Below are 22,153 nucleotides of genomic sequence, written 5' to 3'. Positions count from 1 at the left end.
TTGGCCCCTTTGTGCCGTGTCAGAGCGCTGTCCAGCCGCCATCCACGCTGATCGTGGTGCCGGTGATCTGCGCCGCCGCATCAGAACAGAGAAAAACAGCAGTGCCGCCCATCTGCTCTACCGTGGCGAATTCCTTGGAAGGCTGGCGCTTGAGCATGACATTCTTGATCACATCTTCGCGCGACATGTCATATTCTTTCATGGTGTCGGGAATCTGCGCCTCAACCAACGGCGTCAGCACATAGCCCGGGCAAATGGCATTGCATGTGATCGGCTCTTCTGCGGTTTCCAGCGCAACGGTCTTGGTCATGCCGACCACACCGTGTTTGGCGGCGATATAGGCCGATTTATAGGGCGAGGCCGTCAACCCATGCGCCGAGGCGATATTGACGATGCGTCCCCAGCCGCGTTGGCGCATATGCGGCAGTGCTGCCGCCATGGTGTGAAAGGTCGAATTCATGTTGATCGCGATGATCGCGTCCCATTTGTCGGTCGGAAACTCATCAATCGGTGCCACATGCTGAATGCCGGCGTTGTTGATCAGGATATCGCAGCCTTCGGCCTTTTCGATCAGCGCCCGGCATTGGTCGCCTTTTGACATATCCGCCTGCACATACAGCGCCGTGACGCCAAATTCTGTGCCAATCTCTTTGGCCAACGCATGATCTTCGTCCCGGTCGGTAAACGAATTGAGCACCACATTTGCCCCGGCCCGCGCCATTTCGCGCGCAATGCCCAGACCAATGCCCGAATTCGACCCGGTGATGACAGCGGTTTTCCCTTGCAACGTCATGCGATTGACTCCCCTCAATTGTGCAGTTGCATCAATAAATGCTGCATTTGCACGATAAGGCAAGCGGCGGCATCAAAATCCTCTGTGATCCCGCTATGCCCACCCTAAGATCCTCAGTTCAGCAGCAGAGGGCCCCAGCGCAAAAAAAAACGCCCGCACGAAGCGGGCGTAAAGTTATTGAGGCAGGTTTCATACAGGCAAGAAACCTATCGAGCAGTAAATTCTTTATAAGCAATCTCGCGCCGAGAGTCCAAGCTAAAAGTTTGATAAGGCAGGAATCCCTCGTTACCTTGACCTCAATTAAACATGGGCAGAGAGGGATTGTCTTGAGTATGCGATCAAATAGTTTCCATAAAATCCTACGTAAATCCGCAGCGGTCGCTCTTATTTTCTTGGGCGCTGGCGCTATGGCAGAACCAAAGCATGGCATAGCTATGTATGGGGAACCTGCGCTACCACCGGATTTTGTGTCCTTGCCCTACGCAAACCCCGATGCGCCCAAGGGCGGGCGATTCGTTACCGGCAACAATGGCGGCTTTGATTCGCTCAACCCCTTCATCCGCACCGGCTCCGTTCCGTGGCAGTTGCGATTTTTCGCAGCCGAAAGCCTGATGGGCCGCAGCCAGGGCGAACCATTCGCGCTTTACGGGCTCTTGGCTGAGTCGATTGAGACCGGGCCGAATCGCGAATGGGTTGAATTCACCCTGCGCCCGGAGGCGAAATTCTGGGATGGCACCCCAGTGACCGTCGACGATGTGATCTGGTCTTACGAAACCCTCGGCACGGTCGGGCACCCGCGCTATCTGGGGTTCTGGGGCAAGGTCGACAAGATCGAGCAGACGGGCGAGCGCACCGTGCGGCTGACATTTAATGTCGATGACCGGGAACTCGCGCTGATTGCCGGTCTGCGCCCAATCCTGAAAAAGGCGCAATGGGAGGGCAAGGATATCAACGACAGCACGCTCGAAGATATCCCAATGACCACCTCGCCCTATATGATCACCGATTTTGAGGCGAACCGCTTTGTCACCCTGACCCGCAACAAAGACTATTGGGGCAAGGATCTGCCCTTCCGTCGGGGTACCCATAATTTTGATGAGATCCAGATCGAATTCTTCGGCGACGGTGCGGTGCTGTTTGAAGCCTTCAAGGCCGGTGAAATCAGCTATATGCGCGAATTCAACGCCGAAGCCTGGGCCACGAAATATGATTTCCCGCGCGTGCAAAATGGCGATGTGATCAAGGCGGAAATTCCGCATCAGAAACCCTCGGGCATTACCGGCCTGGTGATGAACACCCGCCGCGCGCCACTGGATGACATCCGCGTGCGCGATGCGCTGATCCATGCGTTCAACTTTGAATTCATCAACGATACGATCACCGGCGGCCGCCAGCCGCGCATCAGCTCGTATTTCAGCAACTCGATTTTGGCGATGGGTGATGGCCCCGCCGAAGGCAAAGTGGCCGAATATCTTGCGCCCTATGCAGATATCCTGCCCGATGGCGCACTGGAAGGCTACGCCCTGCCCGTGTCCGACGGTACCGCGCGCAACCGCGCCAATATCCGCAAGGCCACCGATCTATTTGCGGACGCCGGCTATACCATTCAGGACGGTGAAATGACCGGCCCGGATGGCACTACGTTGACGCTCAACGTGCTGCTGCGGCAGGGTGACACCGAAACTGCCACCGTGGTGGATATCTATGCCGAAGCGCTGAAGCGGCTGGGCATTGCGCTCAATGTCGAGGTGGTCGATGGCTCGCAATATACGTCGCGCACCAACAGCTTTGACTTTGATCTCAGCTATTATCGCCGCGCTGTTTCACTGAGCCCTGGCAATGAACAGAACCTGTATTGGGGCAGCGAAGCCGCCGACCAGGAAGGCGCGCGCAACTGGATGGGCGTGAAATCCCCGGCCATTGATGGTTTGATCGCCGAAATGCTGAACGCTCCTGATCAAGACAGTTTCGTCGCCGCCACCAAGGCGCTGGACCGCACGCTCACCGCAGGGCGCTATGTGATCCCTTTCTGGAACTTTGCCGTTGGCCGTATTGCCCATGTCAAAGAAATCACCTATCCGGAAACCCTGCCCATTTACGGCGATGGCGTCGATTGGATGCCGCACAGTTGGTGGTACAAAGGTGAGTGAATGAAACGCATTGCAATCGTAATGACCCTTCTTGCCGCCCTTTCGGCCTGCGCAACGGTCGAAGGGATCGGCAATGACATCTCAGGCGGGGCCCGCCGCGTCTCTGGCTGGTTCTGAGACGGGAACGATCCAAAGAAAAGGCACCCTCCGGGGTGCCTTTTTTGTTTATGACCTCTTGGTGTCCCTGCGCGGCGTTAACCTGAGCCAAATGCCGTCTTTGCTGCGCACGGTCAGATGCGCGACTGGCACCGGGGGCGTATCAGAGGCGGTTTCAATGCGGAAATGTTTCAGGATCAGGGACAGCATCAACACGCCTTCAACCATGGCAAAGCCGGCCCCCGGACAAACACGCGCCCCGGTGGAGAACGGCATATAGGCCTCGCGCATGCATTTTTTGCCGTTCTCACTTTGCCAGCGCGCAGGATCAAAGCCATCCGGATTGTCCCACAGCCGTTCATGCCGGTGCAGATGCCAGGGCGACAGCACCATCTGCGCACCCGGCGTGATGGCGCGGTCGCGAAACACCTCATTCTGCGCGTTCTGCCGCACCATCATGGGCACCGGCGGATAGAGCCGCAGCGCCTCGCGAAAGACATCGCGGCTGATACCAAGCTGCCGCACATGGGCAAAATCACAGCCTGTCAGCACCTCTGCCTCGGCGGCGACCTTGTCCTGCCAGTCCGGGAAAGCCGCCATCAGATAGAGCGCCCAGGCCAAAGCCGAAGCGCTGGTTTCATGGCCCGCCAAAAAGAAAATCGCCACCTGATCCACCATCTCTTCGGCGCTGAACATATCGCCGGTTTCAGGATCTTTTGTGGTCATGATCTTGGTGGCCAGATCATCAGGTGCGGTGCCCGCGTTGATCGCCGCCAGTCTTTCTTGCGTCAGATCGGTGATCAGCGCGCGGATCGATTTGGCGGTCTTTTTGGTGCGGCGGCTGAAAAACCGCGGCATCCAGCGCGGCAGCGGCACAAAGGCGGCGACGTTCAGGATCGGCTGGCTGCGCTGATAATCGCGAAACTGGTCAAACACCTGCCGGGCAACCCTGTGTTCAATTGGGATGGAAAACAGGGTGCGAAAGATCACATCCGCTGCGGCATGGCTGGCTTCGGCTTCGATTTCCAGCGGCGCGTCCCTGTGCGCGGCAAGCCGCGCGACCATTGCCTCTGCCGCTGCCCACATGGCCGGATAACTGTCGCGCAGCCGCCCCCCTTCAAACGAGGGGTCAATGATGCGGCGCTGCCGCTTCCAGACCGCGCCATTGGTCAGAAAAACCGAATTGCCCAGCAAGGGCCGCAGCCCTTCGGCGATGCGCATGGATTTGGGGAAATCATCGGGCCGTTCTTTCAGCACCGCGCGCACCAGATCCGGCTGGTTGAGCAGGTAGGAGCGGAAAAACGGCGTGCGGAATTCGGCCATCCAAGCGCGATAAAGCCGCTGAGGCTGCGCCGACAGGAGGTCTTGCTTGAAGAGCCGCGCATATCTCAGCAGCGACACGCGATCGGGCCGCGCGGGCGGTTTGGGCGGCCTCATGGCGTGACGCTCGTGAATTTGTTCACCGGGGCCTCGATCCGCGATTTTGACGGCGCGCGCCCCTCAAAGCGTTGCCACAGGGTTTTGGGGCCGGCAGTGATGCGGAAATAATCATAATCCCCCGGCTGATCAAAAGCGCAAAGGTATTGAAAATGCAGGCGGAAAAAGCGCCAGCGCAGCTCTTTCCAACGCTTGGGGCTGAGGGTCTGGGTAAAGGCCGCCGACAGCACAAGGGGCCAGCGCTTACCACTGTCTGGCGCGACGCCGCTGACCGCGACCGGATCACAAAGCGCAAAGGCGCAGCCATCCCCCGGCGCGGTGACATCCACCCAGTGCAGTTCATCTCGCTGACAAAGATAGGCAAGATCGGCGCGCAGCTCATGGGCATCTGGCAGGAAAGACACCATCGGCACCACCTGCCCCAGCGACAGGAAAGACAGAACAGGGCCGTTCTCCGGTGCGTCGTCCGCGCGCAGCAGATTGGCCAGCACCGAAACCGCCAGATGCGCGCCCGAACTATGGCCAACGATCAGCACTTCATCGACATCACTGCGCAGCGCTGCGGCGATATGGGCCTGAAATTCGGCCATCCGCGCTGATAACTCAGGCGGATGCGCCCCGCGCGTGGAGGCCGAATAGGCATAGTCATGCATCAGGTAATAGGCAAAAAATTTGTTGTCGCGCTTTTTGAACCAATTCAGTAGCAGGGGCACAATCGCCAGCGCCGCAAGCCCGGCCCAGGCGGGTAGCCACAGGGTGATCAGCTGCGCCAGCCCATAGGCTGCCAAAAGCGCCAAAAGCAGCTGCACAAGCAGAAACACCACCGGATACAGCGCCGCAATCACCGGCCCTTTGCGCAGCCGCATCAGCCGCCACAGCGCGCCGCTGGCAATATAGACCCAGGCAGTCCGCGCCAGTTGCAGATAGGTGGCGGTGATGCCCAGATCCATACTGCCGCGCACGATATCGGCCCAGACCAGCACATCAAATTCACTGGTGGTCGCGCCGCCTTCGATCTCTGCATTCACGCGCCAGCCATAAGGGCCGCTGGTGGGGCCATCGGTCGCTTTCGGCGCCAGGGACACAGAATAGCCGGACAGCGCCGCCTGCGCAGCGCCCTCCTTGCGGTAAAGCTCGCGATAGCGCCGGGGGTGAATCGGATCATAACCGGGGATGTAGAACACCCGGCGCCTGCGCACGTTCTTTGGCATCTGCTCAGCCATTCTTCTCTCTCCTGCGTTTATGGAGTGCCGCAGTTTGAAAAGAGACTAACCGCTTATCCCAAAAGCGCCAAGGCCGGGAATGCTTCGAGCAGCCAATAGGAAAACGCCGAAAATCCGCCGGTCAGCATCAAAAGCCCGATGGTCCACAGCAAAAGGCCCATCAGGCGCTCGATCTGTTCCATATGGCGTTTCATCCACCCCATCACGCCCGTGAGGCGCGGCAGGAAGGCAGCGACCAGCAAAAATGGCACACCCAGCCCCAGCGCATAGATCGCCAGCAGCAAGGTCCCCCGGGTCAACGAGGCTTCGCTCGCGGCCATCGACAGGATCGCGCCAAGCTGCGGGCCAATGCAGGGGGTCCAGCCAAAGGCAAAGGCAAGACCCAGGATATAAGCGCCAAAGGCGCTGCCACCCCGGTCGCCCACATCCAAACGCGCCTCGCGGTTGAGAAAGCCGATACGATAGATGCCGATGAAATGCGCGCCAAAGATCATCACCAGAATGCCCGCCAGGGTGTTAAACCATCCCTGATACTGCAAAAACAGCGTCCCAATGGCCGAGGCGGTAAAACCGAGTATCAAAAAGACCGTCGACAGCCCCATGACAAAAAACACCGCTGGCAGCAGCGCCTTGTTGCGCGCCTGCCCCTCGGACAGATCGGTGACGGAGACGCCACTCATATAGGCCAAATACGGCGGCACAATCGGCAGCACGCAGGGGCTGAGAAAAGAAATAAACCCAGCCGCGAGCGCGATGAACATGGCGGGCAACAGCGCCGCATCGATGATCTCAAATCCAAACATACGACTCACATAGGCGATCGTGGCGGCAAGGTCACGAGACATAAGATCACATCCCTGTGGACAGAGAGTGATTGCGCGATTATCCCGGGCCTATGTCCGGTCCATCGCTTGAAATTGATACGCTGGGGCTGCTGTGCCCCCTGCCCGTTCTGAAACTGCGCAAACGCATGCAACCGCTTGAGGCGGGGGCCGAGGTGCTTCTGCTGGCGGATGATCCGGCCAGCATCGTCGATGTGCCCCATTTCTGCAATGAACAGGGCCACACGTTGGTGGACCAAACCGAAGAGAACGGCGCGATCCGCTTTCTGGTGCGCAAAGGCGGCTGAGAACTTCTGGTGACTACTGCCTGAGACCGCCGGATGGGCGTTGAGCGGGAGCAAAAAAAACGCCGGGCAATGCCCGGCGCTTTCTTGAGTTATCGTCTTATTTACTCATCGACCACCAGCCGCGCCGCTTTGGCTTGGCGGGTTTGGCGGGCTCTTCTGCCTTTGGCTCTGGCGCAGCGGCAGGTTCTGGCGCGTCAACCGGCTCTGGGCTGGCCTCTGGTGTGGTTTCAGCCACAGGTTCCGGCGCGGCGTCTTGTGTAGGCTCTGGTGCTTTTTCCAGAACTTGCACATCCGCTTCGGGCGCGGCCTCTGCAGCGGCCGGGGCCTCTGTGGTTGCTGCGGGCTCCGCCGCCGCCTCCACTGCCTCTGCAGCTTCCTCAGCCGGTGCAGCGGCGTCGGTCTTGGGCGCATCCGCTTTGGACTTGCTGCGGGACCGGGACCGGCTGCGCGAGCGGCTGGGCTTGGGTTTGGCTTCCGCCGCATCTTCTTTCGTTTCGCCGGATGCCTCGGTGGCTTCGGCCACCTGATCCTCTGCTGGCGCGGTCTCCGCCTCTTCGGATTTCTCCGCCTCGGTCTCGGACGTGCCAGAGGTCTCCCCGTTTTCGTTGGCCTGGCCTTCGCCATCCCGTGACTTGCGCGAGCGGCGACGACGGCGACGGCGTTTCTTGGGCTTTTCGCCCTCGTCCGGCGCAGCGGGCTCTACCTCGGCCTCCTCGGTGGCGCCGGCCTGCTCTTCGATGTCCTCATCAATCTGATCCATCAGATTGGTATCCACGGACACAACTGGCGCAGCCTCTGGCACAACGCGGGTCGCGGTTTTGAACTTTTCAATCGAGAAGTCTGGCGAGATCAGATGCACATCCGCTTCGATGCGCACCGACAGACCATAGCGTGCCTCGATCTGGGCGATGTGGTCACGCTTTTGGTTCATCAGGTAATTGGCGATGGACACAGGGGCCTTTACCAGCACCTCGCGCGAGCGGCGGCGCGTACCTTCCTCTTCGATCTGGCGCAGGATGTTCAGGGCCAGGTTGTCGTCAGACCGGATCAGGCCAGTGCCGTGACAATGTGGACACGGGCTGGTGGTCGCCTCGATCATGCCGGGGCGCAGACGCTGACGCGACATTTCCATCAGGCCAAAGCCGGAAATGCGGCCCACCTGAATGCGGGCGCGGTCGGTCTTGAGCTTGTCTTTCATCCGCTTTTCCACGGCGGCGTTGTTTTTACGCTCGTCCATGTCGATGAAGTCAATGACAATCAGCCCGGCCAAATCGCGCAGGCGCAGCTGTCGCGCCACTTCTTCGGCAGCCTCAAGGTTGGTTTTCAGCGCTGTTTCCTCGATCGAGCCTTCTTTGGTGGCCCGACCAGAGTTGACGTCAATCGCCACCAGCGCCTCGGTCACGCCGATCACGATGTAACCGCCGGATTTCAGCTGCACGGTTGGATTGAACATGCCACTGAGATAGCTTTCCACCTGATAGCGCGCGAGAAGCGGCAGCTGATCCTGGTAATTCTTCACGTTCTTGGCGTGGGACGGCATGATCATCTTCATGAAGTCCTTGGCGATGCGATAGCCGCGGTCGCCTTCGACCAGAACCTCATCAATCTCGCGATTATAAAGGTCGCGGATCGAGCGTTTGATCAGGTCGCCTTCTTCGTAGATCTTGGCCGGCGCAGTGGATTTCAGCGTCAGCTCACGGATCTGTTCCCACAGGCGCTGCAGATATTCGTAATCGCGCTTGATCTCGGATTTGGTGCGTTTCGCACCGGCGGTCCGAACGATCAGCCCCGCGCCACTTGGCACGTCGATTTCATTGGCGATTTCTTTCAGCTTCTTGCGGTCGGCCACATTGGTGATCTTGCGGCTGATGCCGCCACCACGAGCCGTGTTTGGCATCAGAACGCAGTAGCGCCCGGCCAGGCTGAGGTAGGTGGTCAGCGCCGCGCCCTTGTTGCCGCGCTCTTCTTTCACGACCTGCACCAGCAAAATCTGGCGGACCTTGATCACTTCCTGAATTTTGTAGCGGCGCGCGCGTGGTTTGCGCGGCGGGCGAATATCTTCGCTGTCATCTTCATCCGCGACGGACTCGATGGAATCATCCTTGTCGCTCGCTTTGGAACGCTTTCGTGGCTTGGAGTCTTCGTCTTCCTCAGCAGCCTCATCCGCGCTCTCTTCTGCCGCGTCGTCCGCAGCATCTGCGGAGGCTTCTGCTTCGGCATCAGCAGACGTGTCAGCGGCGGCTTCAGCGTCGTCGGCCTCGGCCTCTTGGGCATCACTTTCGGTTTCTTCGCCGGTCGCTGGGTCCTGCGTCGCTACCGCATCGGTGCCATCGCTTTCGGATTTCGCGGCCATGGTCTGACCAGGTTTGCCTTTGCCGTCGGCCTCAGCAGCCTCCTCTGGCGCGGCCTCAGCCTCTTCGGTATCCGCAGCGGCGCTGTCTTCTGCGGTTTCGGCAGGCGCAGCGTCGTCAGCCTCGGCCTCTTGGGGCTTTTGGTCCGGCGTTTCCGCGGCGGCTGCGTCTTCTGCTGTGGCTGCTTCAGGGGTAGTTTCTGGGGCTTCGATCAGCCCGGCGTCTGCGGCGACAGTATCGTCTTCAGCCAGATCAATGGTTTCCATGCCTTCGATCTGATCAGGCTTTTCCTGCTCAGCGGCGGCGGCTTTCTTATCAGCAGCCTTGTCCGCGCCCCCTTTGCCACGCGAACGGGACCGCGAGCGGCGGCTGCGGCTGGGTTTGGGCTTTTCGTCTTCCTCGTCGCGGTCCTTCAGCGACTCGGCATAGGCGCGCTCTTCTTCCATCAGCGCTTCGCGATCTGCGACCGGGATCTGGTAATAATCCGGGTGGATCTCCGAAAACGCGAGGAAGCCGTGGCGATTGCCGCCGTAATCAACAAAGGCCGCCTGCAGCGACGGCTCAACCCGTGTTACTTTTGCAAGATAGATGTTGCCAGCAAGCTGACGTTTGTTTTCGGATTCAAAATCAAATTCCTCGACCTTGTTTCCGTCGACCACCACAACGCGGGTTTCTTCCGCGTGGGTGGCATCGATGAGCATTTTCTTAGCCATATTTTCCGTTTGCACCCGCGCGATCGACTGGCGCGCCGGGGTGTCAATCCGGGCGGTTCCAGGGAAAGCGGGGGGTGTCTTGTCAAGGCGAAGGAAGGCGCGACGCCGACAGGGCCGCTTGCGGCCTCTACTCGGTCTCTCACGTGTTGCGCGCGCTTCATCGCGGTTCTTCTCCGATGCCCCGTGGGGCACCTGTTGCAGGCCCGGCGCATTTTGCGACACGGGCATTTGTCCAGCCCCGAATAGGGGCTCAATCGGCCTGACACGGGTCTGGGGCGCAACTGCGTCCATCTCAGACTCGGATCAGCGAAACTCAAGCGGAGCGTCAATAACGCAATCCGTCATCTCTACATAAGACTACAGATAGTGGAATGACAATGGGGAAAAGCGCGCGCGAAAATCAGAAACCGCCCCGCAGCCTGAGCTGCGACGCGGTTTTTATCCACAGGCTATGACGCAAAACGCCTAGAGGTAGTCTGCGCGCTGCAAGCCGTATTTGGCCATTTTTTCATTCAAGGTGCGCCGCGGCAGACAAAGTTCGTCCATCACGCTGGCAATGGAGCCGCGATGACGCCGCATAGTGTTGTCAATCAGCATGCGTTCAAAGGCTTCGACATATTCTTTCAGCGGTTTGCCTTCCGTGGTCATCACCGGCTGCATCTCTTCGTGGTCATTCATCAGGAGCGAGGCAATTGTGCCCCCACCCCGGCGTGATTGCAGCACGGCGCGTTCCGCAAGGTTGATCAGCTGGCGCACATTGCCCGGCCAAGGGGCCTGCAACAGCTGCGCCGCCTCTTGCGCGCTGACCTGCGGGGCATCGCAGCCATATTCATCAGAGAATTGTTCCGCATGGCGCGTGAACAGCGACAGAATATCCTCACCACGCTGACGCAGCGGTGGCACCGTAATGCGCAGCGCCGCAAGCCGGTAAAACAAATCAGAGCGCAGGGCGTCCTCGCAGGTGCGGTTCTGTTCCTGCAAATTGCAGATCGCCACAATGCGCGTTTCCGCCGGGGTGCCCTGTTCATTGATCAGGCTCAGCAGCCGCGCCTGCAATGTGTCGCTCAGCGCTTCGATATCCTCCAGCACAAGCGTGCCGCCGCGCGCTTCTTCGACGGCAGGCAACTGCGTGTCCTCAGGCTGCATCGGGCCAAAGAGCCGCTTAGAGAGCGCGTCTTCTTCCAGGGCCGAACAGCTGACGAGCACGAATTTCTTGCCCGCTCGGCTGCCGACGGCATGCAGCGCATGCGCCACAAGGGTCTTGCCGGTGCCGGTTTCACCGTCGATCAACACGTGGCCATCCGCCTGCCCAAGATCAAGGATATCCTCTTTCAGGCGCGACATGACCGGCGAGGAGCCGATCAGCTTTTTCATCAACTGGCTGCCATCGGACAGCTCTTTGCGCAGCACGCGATTGTCCAGCGTCAGGCGGCGCGCATTGGCCGCCTTTTTGGCCAGTTGGCTCATCCGGTCGGGATTGAATGGTTTTTCCAGAAAATCAAAGGCCCCGACTCGCATGGCTTCAACCGCCATCGGCACATCGCCATGGCCGGTGATCATGATCACCGGCAGCGCGCTGTCCGTGCCCATCAGCTTTTTCAGAAACTGCATGCCATCCATGCCCGGCATTTTGATATCGGTGATCACGATGCCCGGATAATCCGGCCCCAGCACCTTCAGCGCCTCTTCGGCGCTGGCAAAGGTCTCGGTGTCATACCCCGACAGGGCCAGCCATTGGCTGATAGACTGACGCATATCCTTTTCGTCATCCACAATCGCAATTTTCATAGCCTGAGCCATCTTCTACTCCGCCGCTTCAATCTCATCACTTAAGATAGGGAGCTGCACTTCAAATACAGCCCCACCATTCTGACCGTTTCGCGCGGTCAGCCGTCCGCCTAGGTCGTTGACGATCCCGGAGGAAATGGCAAGCCCCAGCCCCACACCCTCGCCCGGCTGTTTGGTGGTGTAAAACGGTTCAAACAGATCATCGAGATTCTCGATCCCATCACCATTGTCACGCACCGTTAATGTCGCGGTTTCCCCCGCAGAAAGCATCACTTCGATCTCTGGGTCATCAACACCTTTGGTGGCGTCCAGGGCATTGCGCAACAGGTTGATCATCACCTGCTCAATCCGCACCCGATCCCCCATCACCCGGACCGGCGTATCGGGGATCACACGCGCGATCTTGACCTGGCTCTGGCGCAGCTGCGGCTCCATCAACGACACCGCCGAGGCCAGCGCATCGCCCATTTCTACAGGGCGAAAGTCCTCCCCGCCCTTACGCGCATAGCTCTTGAGCTGCTTGGTGATGGCCCCCATGCGCTCGATCAGATCATCAATGCGCTGAAAGGATGTCAGCGCCTCTTCAAACCGGTTGCGTCGCACCAAAAGACGCGCCCCCGCCAGATAGGTTTTCATCGCTGCGAGAGGCTGGTTCAACTCATGGGACACCGCCGCCGACATCTCCCCCAAGGCGGCCAGTTTTGAGCTTTGTGCCAGCGTCTGCTCAGCCACTTCAAGGCTCGCTTGCATGCGTTCACGCTCGGCGATTTCCCGCTGCAAGCGTTGGTTCAATGCGCGAAGGCTTGCCGATTCCCGCTGGAACAGCGCCATGCGCAAGGCGTTCTTTCGGCTGAGAAAATAGAAGGCCAGCGCCAGAAGGATGGCGAATCCCATAATCTCCAGCGCCAGCACCGCATTCACCCGTTCGCGCACATTGGCATAGGTGGTGAAACTGGCCATCTGCCAGCCACGGAACGGAATGCGCGCCTCTTTGCGCATCACCGCCTCGCCCTGCAAATAAGCATCGGCGGGCAATGCCGTCCATTCCGAGGTCGCTTGAATGGCCCGTTCAATGGCCCCCTTGGGCGGCTGACGCACCAGCGCCTCTGCCTCGGTCAAACCGCGCCAGCGCGGCTCTGTCGCCATGATAATCGTGCCTTCGCTGTCCGTCACCAGCACCGCATCTGAAATGCCCGCCCAGGCGCGCTCAAATTTCTGCAGATCAACCTCGACAACAATGACCCCAAGCGCCTGCGCCTGATCATCCAGACGGCGCGAATAGGTAAAGCGATAGCCCGCCGACTCGCGCGGCGCGACGGTAAACACCGTGGTATTGGCGCGCATGGCATTGATAAAACTCGGGGCCTGCCGATGGTTTTCGCCCAAACGGTTGCGATCCGTGGCCGCCACGGTGCGCCCTTCGGTATCCAGCAGCACCAGCGAAGCGGCCCCGATTTCATCTTCAAAAGAAATCAGCCGTGCGGTGGACAGGCTGAAATCCCCAGTACGCAAAGCCCGGATCAATTCCGGATCGCGCGCCAAGAGCTGCGGCACAATAGAGCTGCGCCGCAATTCCGATTGCAGGTTGCCCGAATAGAGCGCCAGGCGCAGCTCGGCCCGGTTGCGCGTATTCTGGGTAAAGCGGTCAGTCAGCAGGCTGTTGGTGATCCAGATGGTCGCGCCCGCCACAACGCAGAGCGCAAGCAACATCAGACGCACCCGCCAGCTGATGGTGCGCAATTGCAACTGATTACGTTTCTTCACAGTTTTCCCGCTCATGGCAGGTAGGGTACGCCGCCGCGGCGGCGCACTCAAGTCAGGCTGTTACCACTTGGCCGACCAATGCGCTGAACATTGCCGTTCCATCGGTGCCGCCATGGCCTTGATCTGCCGCCCGTTCAGGGTGCGGCATCATGCCGAGGACCCGGCGGTTCGCGCTGAGCACGCCAGCGATATCAGCAATCGACCCATTGGGGTTGTCGCTATAGGTAAAGGCCACGCGGTCCTCACCAGTCAAACGCGCCAGAACCTCGTCATCCGCATAATAATTGCCATCATGATGCGCGATCGGGATCATGATCTCGTCGCCCTTGACATAGCCTGCGGTAAAGGCGCTGTCGGTGGTCGCCACCTTCAGCCCCACGGTGCGGCAGATGTATTTCAACCCTGCGTTGCGACGCAGGGCGCCCGGAAGCAGGCCGGTTTCTGTGAGAATTTGAAAGCCATTGCAGACCCCCAGCGCATAGCCACCCGCCTCAGCGTGTTTGACGACAGCGCGGCAAATCGGCGAATTGGCGGCAATCGCGCCGCAGCGCAGATAATCGCCATACGAAAACCCGCCCGGTACGCCGACAATATCCACACCCTCTGGCAGCGCGGTTTCCTTGTGCCAGACCATGGTGACATCGGCCCCGGCACGTTCAAAGGCCACCGCAAGGTCGCGGTCGCAGTTTGATCCGGGAAAGACAACAACCGCCGCCTTCATTACACCAGCTCCACGCGGTAGCTTTCGATCACAGTATTGGCGAGCAGCTTTTCACACATTTCGGTCACGGTCGCCTCTGTGGTGCCCGCAGCCAGGTCCAGCTCAATCACTTTGCCCTGGCGCACGCCTTCCACGCCGTCAAACCCCAGCGATCCCAGCGCGTGACGCACCGCTTCTCCCTGCGGGTCCAGAACGCCGTTCTTCAGCATCACATAGACACGTGCTTTCATGTCGAAAATCTCCAGCTCATTGCGACAAAACCCAGATCGGCTTCATCTTTTCATAAATACTCAAAAGCCCCGCGCGCAGCGCAGTCTGGGCTCAGTTGATCAGGGTTGGCTTCTGCATCGGGGTGGCGTTTTTGGGCAGCACCCCCAAACGGCGGGCCACTTCGGAATAGGCATCAGTCAGATTGCCCAGATCCCGGCGGAACACGTCTTTGTCCAGCTTCTGGCCGCTTTCGATATCCCACAGGCGGCAGCTGTCCGGGCTGATCTCATCGGCCACAACCAGACGCTGGAAATCACCTTCATAGACACGGCCAATCTCGATCTTGAAATCAATCAGCTTGATGCCAACGCCATACATCACCCCGGCCAGGAAATCATTGACCCGAAGCGCGATGCTCAGGATGTCATCCATGTCTTGCTGGCTGGCCCAGCCAAAGGCGGCGATATATTCTTCTGTCACCAGCGGATCACCCAGCGAGTCATCCTTGTAGCTATATTCCACAATCGGGCGCGGCAGCTGTGTGCCCTCTTCCAGGCCCAGACGTTTCGCGAGCGAGCCGGCCGCATAGTTGCGCACAATCACTTCAAGCGGGATAATTTCACAGGCGCGCACCAATTGCTCACGCATATTCAGGCGCTTGAGAAAGTGGGTTGGCACGCCAATTTGGCCCAGGCCCACCATGAAATATTCGCTCAGGCGGTTGTTGAGCACGCCTTTGCCGTCAATCACATCACGCTTTTCCGCGTTGAATGCGGTGGCATCATCTTTGAAGTATTGAATGATGGTTCCGGGCTCTGGTCCTTCGAACAGATCCTTTGCCTTGCCTTCATAGATTTTCTTGCCGCGGGCCATGAGGGACTCTTTCGCTGTGGACGGAGACCGACTCTCCGCTTCATGGGCGCTCTTTAATCCATGGGCGAGTTTGTCGCAAGCTCTGCAAACCCCTTGCGACATGCTGCCAGTGTGGGCATATCATAAGAGACAAGGCTTAATCGCGGAAGGAACCCCAGATGACGACATTTGACGATCGTGAAAAGGCATTCGAAGCCAAATTCGCGCATGATGAAGAAATGCGCTTCAAAGCCGAAGTGCGCGCCAATAAGCTTTTGGGGGAATGGGCCGCTGCAGAGCTGGGCCTGAGCGGCCAGGAAGCGGTCGATTACGTCAAAACGGTTATCAATTCGGATTTCGAAGAGGCCGGCGATGAGGACGTCATTCGCAAAGTGACCGCAGACATGCAGGGCAATACCCCCAGCGATGTTATCCGCGCAAAACGCCGCGAATGTGTGATCCTCGCGAAGCAGCAGCTGACGGGCGAAGCCTAAGTAGGCCATTGGAAACACCTGCAAAACAGCCAGCCGAAAGCGCTGGCTGTTTTGGCATTTTTTTAACCCTGAAATGATAAGCTTTTGGTAACGATCTGCGCCAGAACGGCGACGGATCGAGCAAAAACAAAAGCATGAGGTGAAGGCTTGGGGCAGGTCATTCGTCGTTTTTCCACCGTTTTGCGGCATGTGGTGCCGTTGGCCATTGGGGCGCTGTGCTGCTGGGCGGTGTTTCAGCAGATCAGCCATATTGATTTCGCGCAGCTTTGGCAGAGCGTTCTTTCTGTTACCGCTTGGCATTGGGCCGGTGCGGGTCTGGCCACAGCGCTGAGTTTCTGGGCCGTGGCCCGCTATGATGTGATTGCGCATCGACATTTCCGCACGGGCATCTGCGTGCGGCGCGCCACCCTCAGCGGGGCCAGCGCTATTGCCGTGGGGCAAACGCTCGGCGCTGGGGCCATTGTCGGCGCGTTTATCCGCTGGCGACTGCTGTCGGGGCTTGGGCTGGTACGGGCGGCAAAGATCACCGCTTTTGTCACGCTTTGCTTTCTTGGGTCTTGGGCTGTGATCACCTCGGCTGCGGTGCTCATATTGCCGACCGCAAATGTGCATGCCTCCATTCCCTGTTCTGTCCTTGCTATTGCGGCGCTGATGCTGGGGCTCGCGTTTTTCAACCCGGTATTGCGGCGCTCAGGCCGCGAGGTTGAGCTGCCCACCCTGCCCGCATTGGGCGCAATGCTGGGGCTGTGCTTGATTGATACACTGGCCGCGGCGACGGCGCTTTGGCTCCTGCTGCCCGCCAGCATCGATCTGAGCTTGGCGCAGATCTTCCCGGTCTACCTGATTGCCCTTGGGGCGGCGATCCTGTCTGGCACCCCCGGCGGCGTTGGCCCCTTTGAGCTGACTCTGCTGGCGCTTCTGCCATTTGTGCCGGAAACAGAGCTGATGGCGGCCATTCTGGCCTTTCGCTTGATTTATTATGCGCTGCCCGCTGTTCTGGGCGGGTTGGCGCTGCTGCGCCCGCTGTCGGAAAGCTTGCTGCCCGATGACGCACAACCCTCCTGTCTGGACGAAGCCTTGCGCCATGGCACCGCGCGGGCCGAGCTTGGCATCGTGCGGCAAAACGGCGGGCTGATCCTGACAACCGGCAACGGCACCTGCAGCGTGGTGCGCACCGGCCAAACGCTGACCTCGATCTTTGATCCGGTGCTTGGGCATTCGGCTGATCTGGCCTCGCCCTTAAAAACCCTGGCGCGGGCACAGAACCGGATTGTCTGCAAATACAAGATCACCGCGCGCCACGCGCTGCGGGCGCGGCAGACCGGCTGGTCCGTGCTGCATGTCGCGGACGAAGCGCTGGTGCGCCCGGACACACACAGCATGCAAGGCGCGCCCTATCGGCAGCTGCGGCGCAAACTGCGCAACGCGGAAAAATCCGGCATTGAAATCCGCAGCAATCCGCCGATCCTGCCCTTTGCAGAAATGGCCGAAATTTCATCGGCTTGGGAGGCGGCAAACGGCGGCGCTCGGGGTCTTTCCATGGGGCAGTTTGAACCGGGGTATATCACCCATCAGTCGGTCTTTCTGGCGTATCATCAGGGCGCGCTGCTGGGCTTTGTCACCTTTCATGCCACGGCGCATGAATGGTGCCTTGATCTGATGCGCCTGCGCCCCGGAGCGCCAGATGGCGCGATGCATCTGCTGGTCAACAGCGCCATTCTGGCGGCCAAAGACGCGGGCGTGCCGCGGCTGTCGCTTGCGGCGGCCCCGCCGCCGCCCGAAGGCCACGGCCCACTTGAGACCGCGCTGCGCGGACTTGTCTGCCGCAAATCCGGTGGCAAAGGGCTGCGCCAGTTCAAAGCCAGTTTTAATCCGCACTGGCAACCGCTCTATATGGCAGCGCCGGGCTGGGGGCAGTTGACGCTGGCCGCGATGGACCTGATCCGTTCGGTGCGACGCGCCACGCCCCTCACCGCGCCCGCCCGCATCGCAGCTCCAGAGGCGGAGCCGACCCACAACTCATAATCATATTGAATGGTTTGAATTTGAACCTTGTGCGCGCCCATGGCACATCCGGGGCGCGCGCTGACTTTGCCCGAAGGAATCACCGATGACCAATGCCCTTTCCCGCCTGCTTGAAACCCGCGATTGGCTTCTGGCGGATGGCGCAACCGGCACCAACCTGTTCAACATGGGCCTGACCTCGGGCGATGCGCCCGAGCTGTGGAACGAAGAGCATCCGGACCGGATCAAGAAACTCTATAAATTCGCCGTCGACAGCGGCAGCGATCTGTTTCTGACCAACTCCTTTGGCGGCAATGCCTCGCGTTTGAAATTGCACAACGCGGGCCACCGCGCCCGCGAGCTGTCGCGCATTTCTGCCGAGATTGGCCGCGAGGTCGCCGATGCCGCCGGCCGCACGGTGATCGTCGCAGGCTCGGTTGGGCCGACCGGGGATATCATGGAGCCTGTGGGCACGCTAAGCCATGCCGATGCGGTCGAAATGTTTCATGAACAGGCCGAGGGTCTGAAAGAAGGCGGCGCGGATGTGCTGTGGCTCGAAACCATTTCAGCGCCAGAAGAATTCCGCGCGGCGGCCGAAGGCTTTGCCCTTGCGGGCATGGATTGGTGCGGTACCATGAGCTTTGACACCGCCGGGCGCACCATGATGGGCGTGACGTCAGCGGATATGGTGAAACTGGTTGAAGAGCTTCCCAACCCGCCGATCGGCTTTGGCGCAAACTGCGGAACCGGGGCCTCGGACCTCTTGCGCACCGTGCTGGGCTTTAGCGCGCAGGGCACGGAGCGCCCGGTGATTTCCAAGGGCAATGCGGGTATTCCAAAATATGTTGACGGGCATATCCATTATGATGGCACGCCAGAGCTGATGGCAGATTACGCTGTGCTGGCGCGGGACGCCGGGGCGACGATCATTGGCGGCTGTTGCGGCACCATGCCGGAACATCTGGTCGCCATGCGCGAGGCGCTGGAAACTCGCCCGCGCCAAGAGCGGCCAAGCCTGGAAACCATTGCCGCTGCGCTTGGGGCGTTCTCCTCTAGCAAAGATGGCACCGAAGCCAGTGATGATGGGGCTGCGCCGCGCCGCAACCGTCGCCGCCGCCGCGGCTGACCGCGTCAAAACAGGCTCAGCTGGTCGCCCTCTTCAAAGGGCACGGCAAAAAGGTCATCGCGCAGGGCGGGCAGCTTGCTGCTGAGCCCGAGCCGCCGCATCGCCAGCTTTACGCGATGCGCCAGCAGCTGGGCATACTGCCCCTCGCCGCGCATGCGCTTGCCCCATTCGGGATCGTAGGGTTTGCCGCCATGCATATCGCTGATCTGCGCCATCGCCTTGGCTTTGCGATCCGGAAAATGCGCGCCCAGCCATTCCTGAAACAGCTCTGACACCTCAAGCGGCAGGCGCAACACGATATAGCTGGCAGCCCGCGCGCCCGCATTGGCCCCGGCACCCAATATCCGCTCCACCTCATGGTCGGTAACGGCAGGGACAACAGGGGCCAGCATAAGCCGTACCGGAATGCCAGCGGCGCTCAGCCGCTCGATCAGCGCCAGACGTCGCGCCGGGCTGGGGGCGCGCGGCTCCATCAATCGCGACGTGCGCAGATCCAGCGAAGTGACAGAGACCCCGACCTGCACCAGCCCATCGCGCGCCATATCGCTGAGAATATCAATATCCCGTTCAATCAGCGTGCCCTTGGTGATGATAGTGACCGGATGGCGAAAGGCCTGGAGCACTTTCAGCACATCGCGCATGATTTTATATGTCTTTTCAATAGGCTGGTAGGGATCCGTATTGGTCCCAATCGCAATCGGTGCCACCGCATAGCCGTGTTTGCGCAGGCTTTTGTCCAGCAGCGCGGCGGCATTGGGCCGCGCGATCAGCTTGGTTTCAAAATCCAGCCCTGGCGAATAGCCCAGATAGGCATGGGTGGGACGCGCAAAACAATAGATGCAGCCATGTTCGCAACCGCGATAAGGGTTGATCGAACGGTCAAAGGAAATATCGGGGGAGCTGTTGCGGGTGATGATACTGCGCGCCAGCTCCTCGCGCACCTCGGTGCGAAACAAGGCGCGCTCTTCGGCCATATCCCAGCCGTCATGGGTTTCAACCCGCACCGCGCCTTCGTAGCGGCCCGAGGTATTGCTGATCGCGCCACGCGCGCGGCGACGGTCATCGGAAATGGGCAGAGGCAGATCATCGGACATGGCAAAAAATTAGAACAAAAAGAGAACAAATACAATTCACCACATGATTAAAATGAATATTTTTGGCAAGAATTATGAATCTTTCCACCTTATAAGGGGCTTAACCGGCGCTGCATCGCAGCGCGACGCCCATTATGGCCCTGCCGTGCAGCGGCCCACAAAGGAAGACCAATGTCAGACGAAGAAGACCTCATCCTCTCCGAACTCAACGACGAAGAGCTGGTCGAGCAGATGTATGACGATCTTTACGACGGGCTCAAGGATGAGCTGGAAGAAGGCGTGCAGATCCTGCTTGATCGCGGCTGGGCCCCATACAAGGTGCTGACCGAGGCGCTGGTGGGCGGCATGACCATCGTGGGCAATGATTTCCGTGACGGTATCCTGTTTGTCCCCGAAGTTCTGATGGCTGCTGGCGCGATGAAGGGTGGCATGGCCATTCTCAAGCCCTTGCTGGTGGAAACCGGCGCGCCACGCGCGGGCCGTATGGTGATTGGCACCGTCAAAGGCGACATTCACGACATTGGCCAGAACTTGGTAACCATGATGATGGAAGGCGCTGGTTTTGAAGTCAAAAACATCGGCATCAACAACCCGGTGGAAAGCTATCTGGACGCGGCCAAGGAATTTGAAGCTGACATTATTGGCATGTCTGCCCTGCTGACGACCACCATGCCCTATATGAAAATCGTCATCGACACGATGAAAGAACAGGGGCTGCGCGATGATTACATCGTGCTGGTGGGCGGCGCGCCGCTGAACGAAGAATTCGGCAAGGCGATTGGCGCCGACGCCTATTGTCGCGATGCGGCCGTGGCGGTGGAAACCGCGAAATCCCTCATGGCGCGCAAACACAATCAGCTGACCGCGTGATCAGGCCAAATGGCGCAGCTTAATGATGACACATTGACCCGCGCGGGCCTTGAGGCCAGCGTGGAAACGGGGCGCGTGTTGCTGATAGCATGCGGCGCGCTGGCGCGTGAAATCATTGATCTCAAAGAGAGTAATGGCTGGGATCACATGGCCATCACATGTCTGCCCGCCATTTTGCACAACAGCCCACAAGACATCCCCGCCGCCGTGCGCCACGCTGTTGAAAAACACCGCGCGGATTTTGATCAGATCTTTGTTGTCTATGCCGATTGCGGCACCGGTGGGCAGTTGCAGCGCGTCTGCGACGAGTTGGGGGTTAAGATGGTGCCCGGCCCGCATTGCTATAGTTTTTTTGAGGGCAACGACCGCTTTGCAGCGAAGAGCGACACCGAATTCACCGCCTTTTACCTCACGGATTTTCTGGTGCGCCAGTTTGAGGCCTTTGTGATCAAACCCCTTGGGCTGGACCGATACCCAGAGCTGCGCGACACGTATTTTGGCCATTATGAAAAATTGGTCTATCAGGCGCAAACCATAGACACGGCGCTGGAGGAAAAAGCCCGCGCCTGCGCAGCGCAATTGGGTCTGGCCTATGAATACCGTTTTACCGGCTATGGCGACCTAGAAACAACGCTCACAGGCGTTGCACGCAGCTAGGCCAGCGACGTCACCCACAGAATATTGGCGTCTTCTTCGCTCAGCGACACAACGTTGTGCCCCATGGTGCCATCATAATAGGCGCTGTCCCCGCGGCGCATTTCGATGGGTTCGTAAAACTCTGTGTAGAGCTTGATGACCCCAGTCAGCACATAAAGAAACTCTTCGCCGTCATGGCGCACCCAGCCGTCAAATTCCTCCATGCTGCGGGCGCGCACGCGGGCGCGGTAGGGCAGCATGTTTTTCTTGGTCAGATTTTCTGCCAGCAATTCATGCTCATAGGTGGCGGTGGGGCGATGCGCGCCCTGCCCCTGTTTTGTCACCACCATACGGCCATTGATCTGATCGCGCATGGGCGGGGTAAACAGCTGCGGCACCGAAATTTCCAACCCTTCGGCCAATTTCTTGAGGGCATCATAGGTGGGCGACATCTGACCATTTTCGATCTTGGACAGGGTGGAGCGCGCCAGCCCCGCCTGCGAAGCCGCTTGCTCCAGCGTCCAATTGCGCGCTTTGCGCAGCTCGCGCACACGCTGGCCAAGGTCCAATGGCTCTGCCTCTTCTTGGGGGCCATTCTCGCGGGCAACCTGAATAAGGCTTTTGGGGTCTCTGTCCGTCATGCCAAGTGTCTAGGCCGCCTGCAAAAAAACATCAAGAACCTTGCGTTATGTTGTCTCGCCC

Annotated in this window: 20 protein-coding genes; 8 read left to right on the top strand and 12 right to left on the bottom strand. The window is 59.5% G+C overall.

Features of this window, described 5'->3' with window-relative positions:
* Positions 1-19 precede the first annotated feature (19 nt).
* A complete protein-coding gene (locus N6L24_RS02550) occupies positions 20-793 on the bottom strand; it encodes a 3-hydroxybutyrate dehydrogenase (RefSeq protein WP_271843072.1) in 774 nt (257 codons plus the stop codon).
* A gap of 332 nt (positions 794-1,125) precedes the next feature.
* On the opposite strand from N6L24_RS02550, the gene N6L24_RS02545 reads away from it, so the two are divergent.
* Entirely contained in the window at positions 1,126-2,943 is a 1,818-nt protein-coding gene (locus N6L24_RS02545) for an extracellular solute-binding protein (protein ID WP_442872578.1), read from the top strand.
* The gene (locus N6L24_RS02540) at positions 2,944-3,060 is read left to right on the top strand and encodes an entericidin EcnA/B family protein (RefSeq protein ID WP_271843070.1); all 117 of its coding nucleotides are present in this window, start codon (positions 2,944-2,946) and stop codon (positions 3,058-3,060) included.
* Between the two features lie 48 nt (positions 3,061-3,108).
* On the opposite strand, the gene N6L24_RS02535 is transcribed toward N6L24_RS02540, so the two are convergent.
* From N6L24_RS02535 to N6L24_RS02525, 3 genes are read right to left on the bottom strand one after another with little or no spacing between them, the layout of a single operon-like run.
* Positions 3,109-4,476, bottom strand: a complete 1,368-nt coding sequence (locus N6L24_RS02535; RefSeq protein ID WP_271843069.1) for a cytochrome P450 — start codon at positions 4,474-4,476, stop codon at positions 3,109-3,111.
* Entirely contained in the window at positions 4,473-5,699 is a 1,227-nt protein-coding gene (locus tag N6L24_RS02530; protein WP_271843068.1) for a hypothetical protein, read from the bottom strand. The genes N6L24_RS02535 and N6L24_RS02530 overlap by 4 nt, the downstream gene beginning before the upstream one ends.
* 53 nt (positions 5,700-5,752) lie before the next feature.
* The gene (locus N6L24_RS02525) at positions 5,753-6,502 is read right to left on the bottom strand and encodes a cytochrome c biogenesis CcdA family protein (protein ID WP_271843465.1); all 750 of its coding nucleotides are present in this window, start codon (positions 6,500-6,502) and stop codon (positions 5,753-5,755) included.
* 71 nt (positions 6,503-6,573) lie between these two features.
* Between N6L24_RS02525 and N6L24_RS02520 the strand changes: the two genes are divergently transcribed.
* Positions 6,574-6,828 (top strand): sulfurtransferase TusA family protein, encoded by a 255-nt coding sequence (locus N6L24_RS02520; RefSeq protein WP_334312307.1) that lies wholly within the window; start codon positions 6,574-6,576, stop codon positions 6,826-6,828.
* A 97-nt stretch (positions 6,829-6,925) separates the two neighbouring features.
* Here N6L24_RS02520 and N6L24_RS02515 read toward each other — a convergent pair whose 3' ends face one another.
* The 6 genes from N6L24_RS02515 to purC form a co-directional block, all read right to left on the bottom strand.
* Positions 6,926-9,892 (bottom strand): Rne/Rng family ribonuclease, encoded by a 2,967-nt coding sequence (locus N6L24_RS02515; RefSeq protein ID WP_271843067.1) that lies wholly within the window; start codon positions 9,890-9,892, stop codon positions 6,926-6,928.
* A 465-nt stretch (positions 9,893-10,357) separates the two neighbouring features.
* A complete protein-coding gene (locus tag N6L24_RS02510; protein WP_271843066.1) occupies positions 10,358-11,692 on the bottom strand; it encodes a sigma-54-dependent transcriptional regulator in 1,335 nt (444 codons plus the stop codon).
* A 3-nt stretch (positions 11,693-11,695) separates the two neighbouring features.
* A complete protein-coding gene (locus tag N6L24_RS02505; protein ID WP_271843065.1) occupies positions 11,696-13,459 on the bottom strand; it encodes a sensor histidine kinase in 1,764 nt (587 codons plus the stop codon).
* 37 nt (positions 13,460-13,496) lie between these two features.
* The gene (gene purQ, locus N6L24_RS02500; RefSeq protein WP_271843064.1) at positions 13,497-14,165 is read right to left on the bottom strand and encodes a phosphoribosylformylglycinamidine synthase subunit PurQ; all 669 of its coding nucleotides are present in this window, start codon (positions 14,163-14,165) and stop codon (positions 13,497-13,499) included.
* Positions 14,165-14,395, bottom strand: coding sequence for a phosphoribosylformylglycinamidine synthase subunit PurS (purS, locus tag N6L24_RS02495; RefSeq protein ID WP_271843063.1), 231 nt, complete (start codon positions 14,393-14,395; stop codon positions 14,165-14,167). The genes purQ and purS overlap by 1 nt, the downstream gene beginning before the upstream one ends.
* 91 nt (positions 14,396-14,486) lie before the next feature.
* Positions 14,487-15,248, bottom strand: coding sequence for a phosphoribosylaminoimidazolesuccinocarboxamide synthase (gene purC, locus N6L24_RS02490; protein ID WP_271843062.1), 762 nt, complete (start codon positions 15,246-15,248; stop codon positions 14,487-14,489).
* Positions 15,249-15,406: 158 nt separating this feature from the next.
* On the opposite strand from purC, the gene N6L24_RS02485 reads away from it, so the two are divergent.
* The 3 genes from N6L24_RS02485 to bmt all read left to right on the top strand — a co-directional run bounded on the left by N6L24_RS02485 (position 15,407) and on the right by bmt (position 18,851).
* A complete protein-coding gene (locus N6L24_RS02485) occupies positions 15,407-15,721 on the top strand; it encodes a DUF1476 domain-containing protein (RefSeq protein ID WP_271843061.1) in 315 nt (104 codons plus the stop codon).
* Positions 15,722-15,868: 147 nt separating this feature from the next.
* Positions 15,869-17,746, top strand: a complete 1,878-nt coding sequence (locus tag N6L24_RS02480; RefSeq protein ID WP_271843060.1) for a phosphatidylglycerol lysyltransferase domain-containing protein — start codon at positions 15,869-15,871, stop codon at positions 17,744-17,746.
* An 85-nt stretch (positions 17,747-17,831) separates the two neighbouring features.
* Positions 17,832-18,851 carry a betaine--homocysteine S-methyltransferase gene (bmt, locus tag N6L24_RS02475; protein ID WP_271843059.1) on the top strand — a complete coding sequence of 340 codons (1,020 nt, stop codon included), beginning with the start codon at positions 17,832-17,834 and terminating at the stop codon, positions 18,849-18,851.
* Between the two features lie 5 nt (positions 18,852-18,856).
* Here bmt and N6L24_RS02470 read toward each other — a convergent pair whose 3' ends face one another.
* On the bottom strand, positions 18,857-19,945 hold the full coding sequence (locus N6L24_RS02470; RefSeq protein ID WP_271843058.1) for a PA0069 family radical SAM protein: 1,089 nt from the start codon (positions 19,943-19,945) through the stop codon (positions 18,857-18,859).
* Positions 19,946-20,116: 171 nt separating this feature from the next.
* On the opposite strand from N6L24_RS02470, the gene N6L24_RS02465 reads away from it, so the two are divergent.
* Positions 20,117-20,815 carry a corrinoid protein gene (locus N6L24_RS02465; protein WP_271843057.1) on the top strand — a complete coding sequence of 233 codons (699 nt, stop codon included), beginning with the start codon at positions 20,117-20,119 and terminating at the stop codon, positions 20,813-20,815.
* A 9-nt stretch (positions 20,816-20,824) separates the two neighbouring features.
* A complete protein-coding gene (locus N6L24_RS02460; protein ID WP_271843056.1) occupies positions 20,825-21,472 on the top strand; it encodes a DUF1638 domain-containing protein in 648 nt (215 codons plus the stop codon).
* On the opposite strand, the gene N6L24_RS02455 is transcribed toward N6L24_RS02460, so the two are convergent.
* On the bottom strand, positions 21,469-22,092 hold the full coding sequence (locus N6L24_RS02455; RefSeq protein WP_271843055.1) for a helix-turn-helix domain-containing protein: 624 nt from the start codon (positions 22,090-22,092) through the stop codon (positions 21,469-21,471). The two genes, N6L24_RS02460 and N6L24_RS02455, sit on opposite strands and share 4 nt — an antisense overlap.
* Between the last annotated feature and the right edge of the window lie 61 nt (positions 22,093-22,153).

This window comes from Cognatishimia sp. SS12, from assembly GCF_028369055.1.
Classification (GTDB): Bacteria; Pseudomonadota; Alphaproteobacteria; order Rhodobacterales; family Rhodobacteraceae; genus Cognatishimia.
Note: the sequence above shows the minus strand (reverse complement) of the source record. Positions and strands in the feature narration are given on the sequence as shown.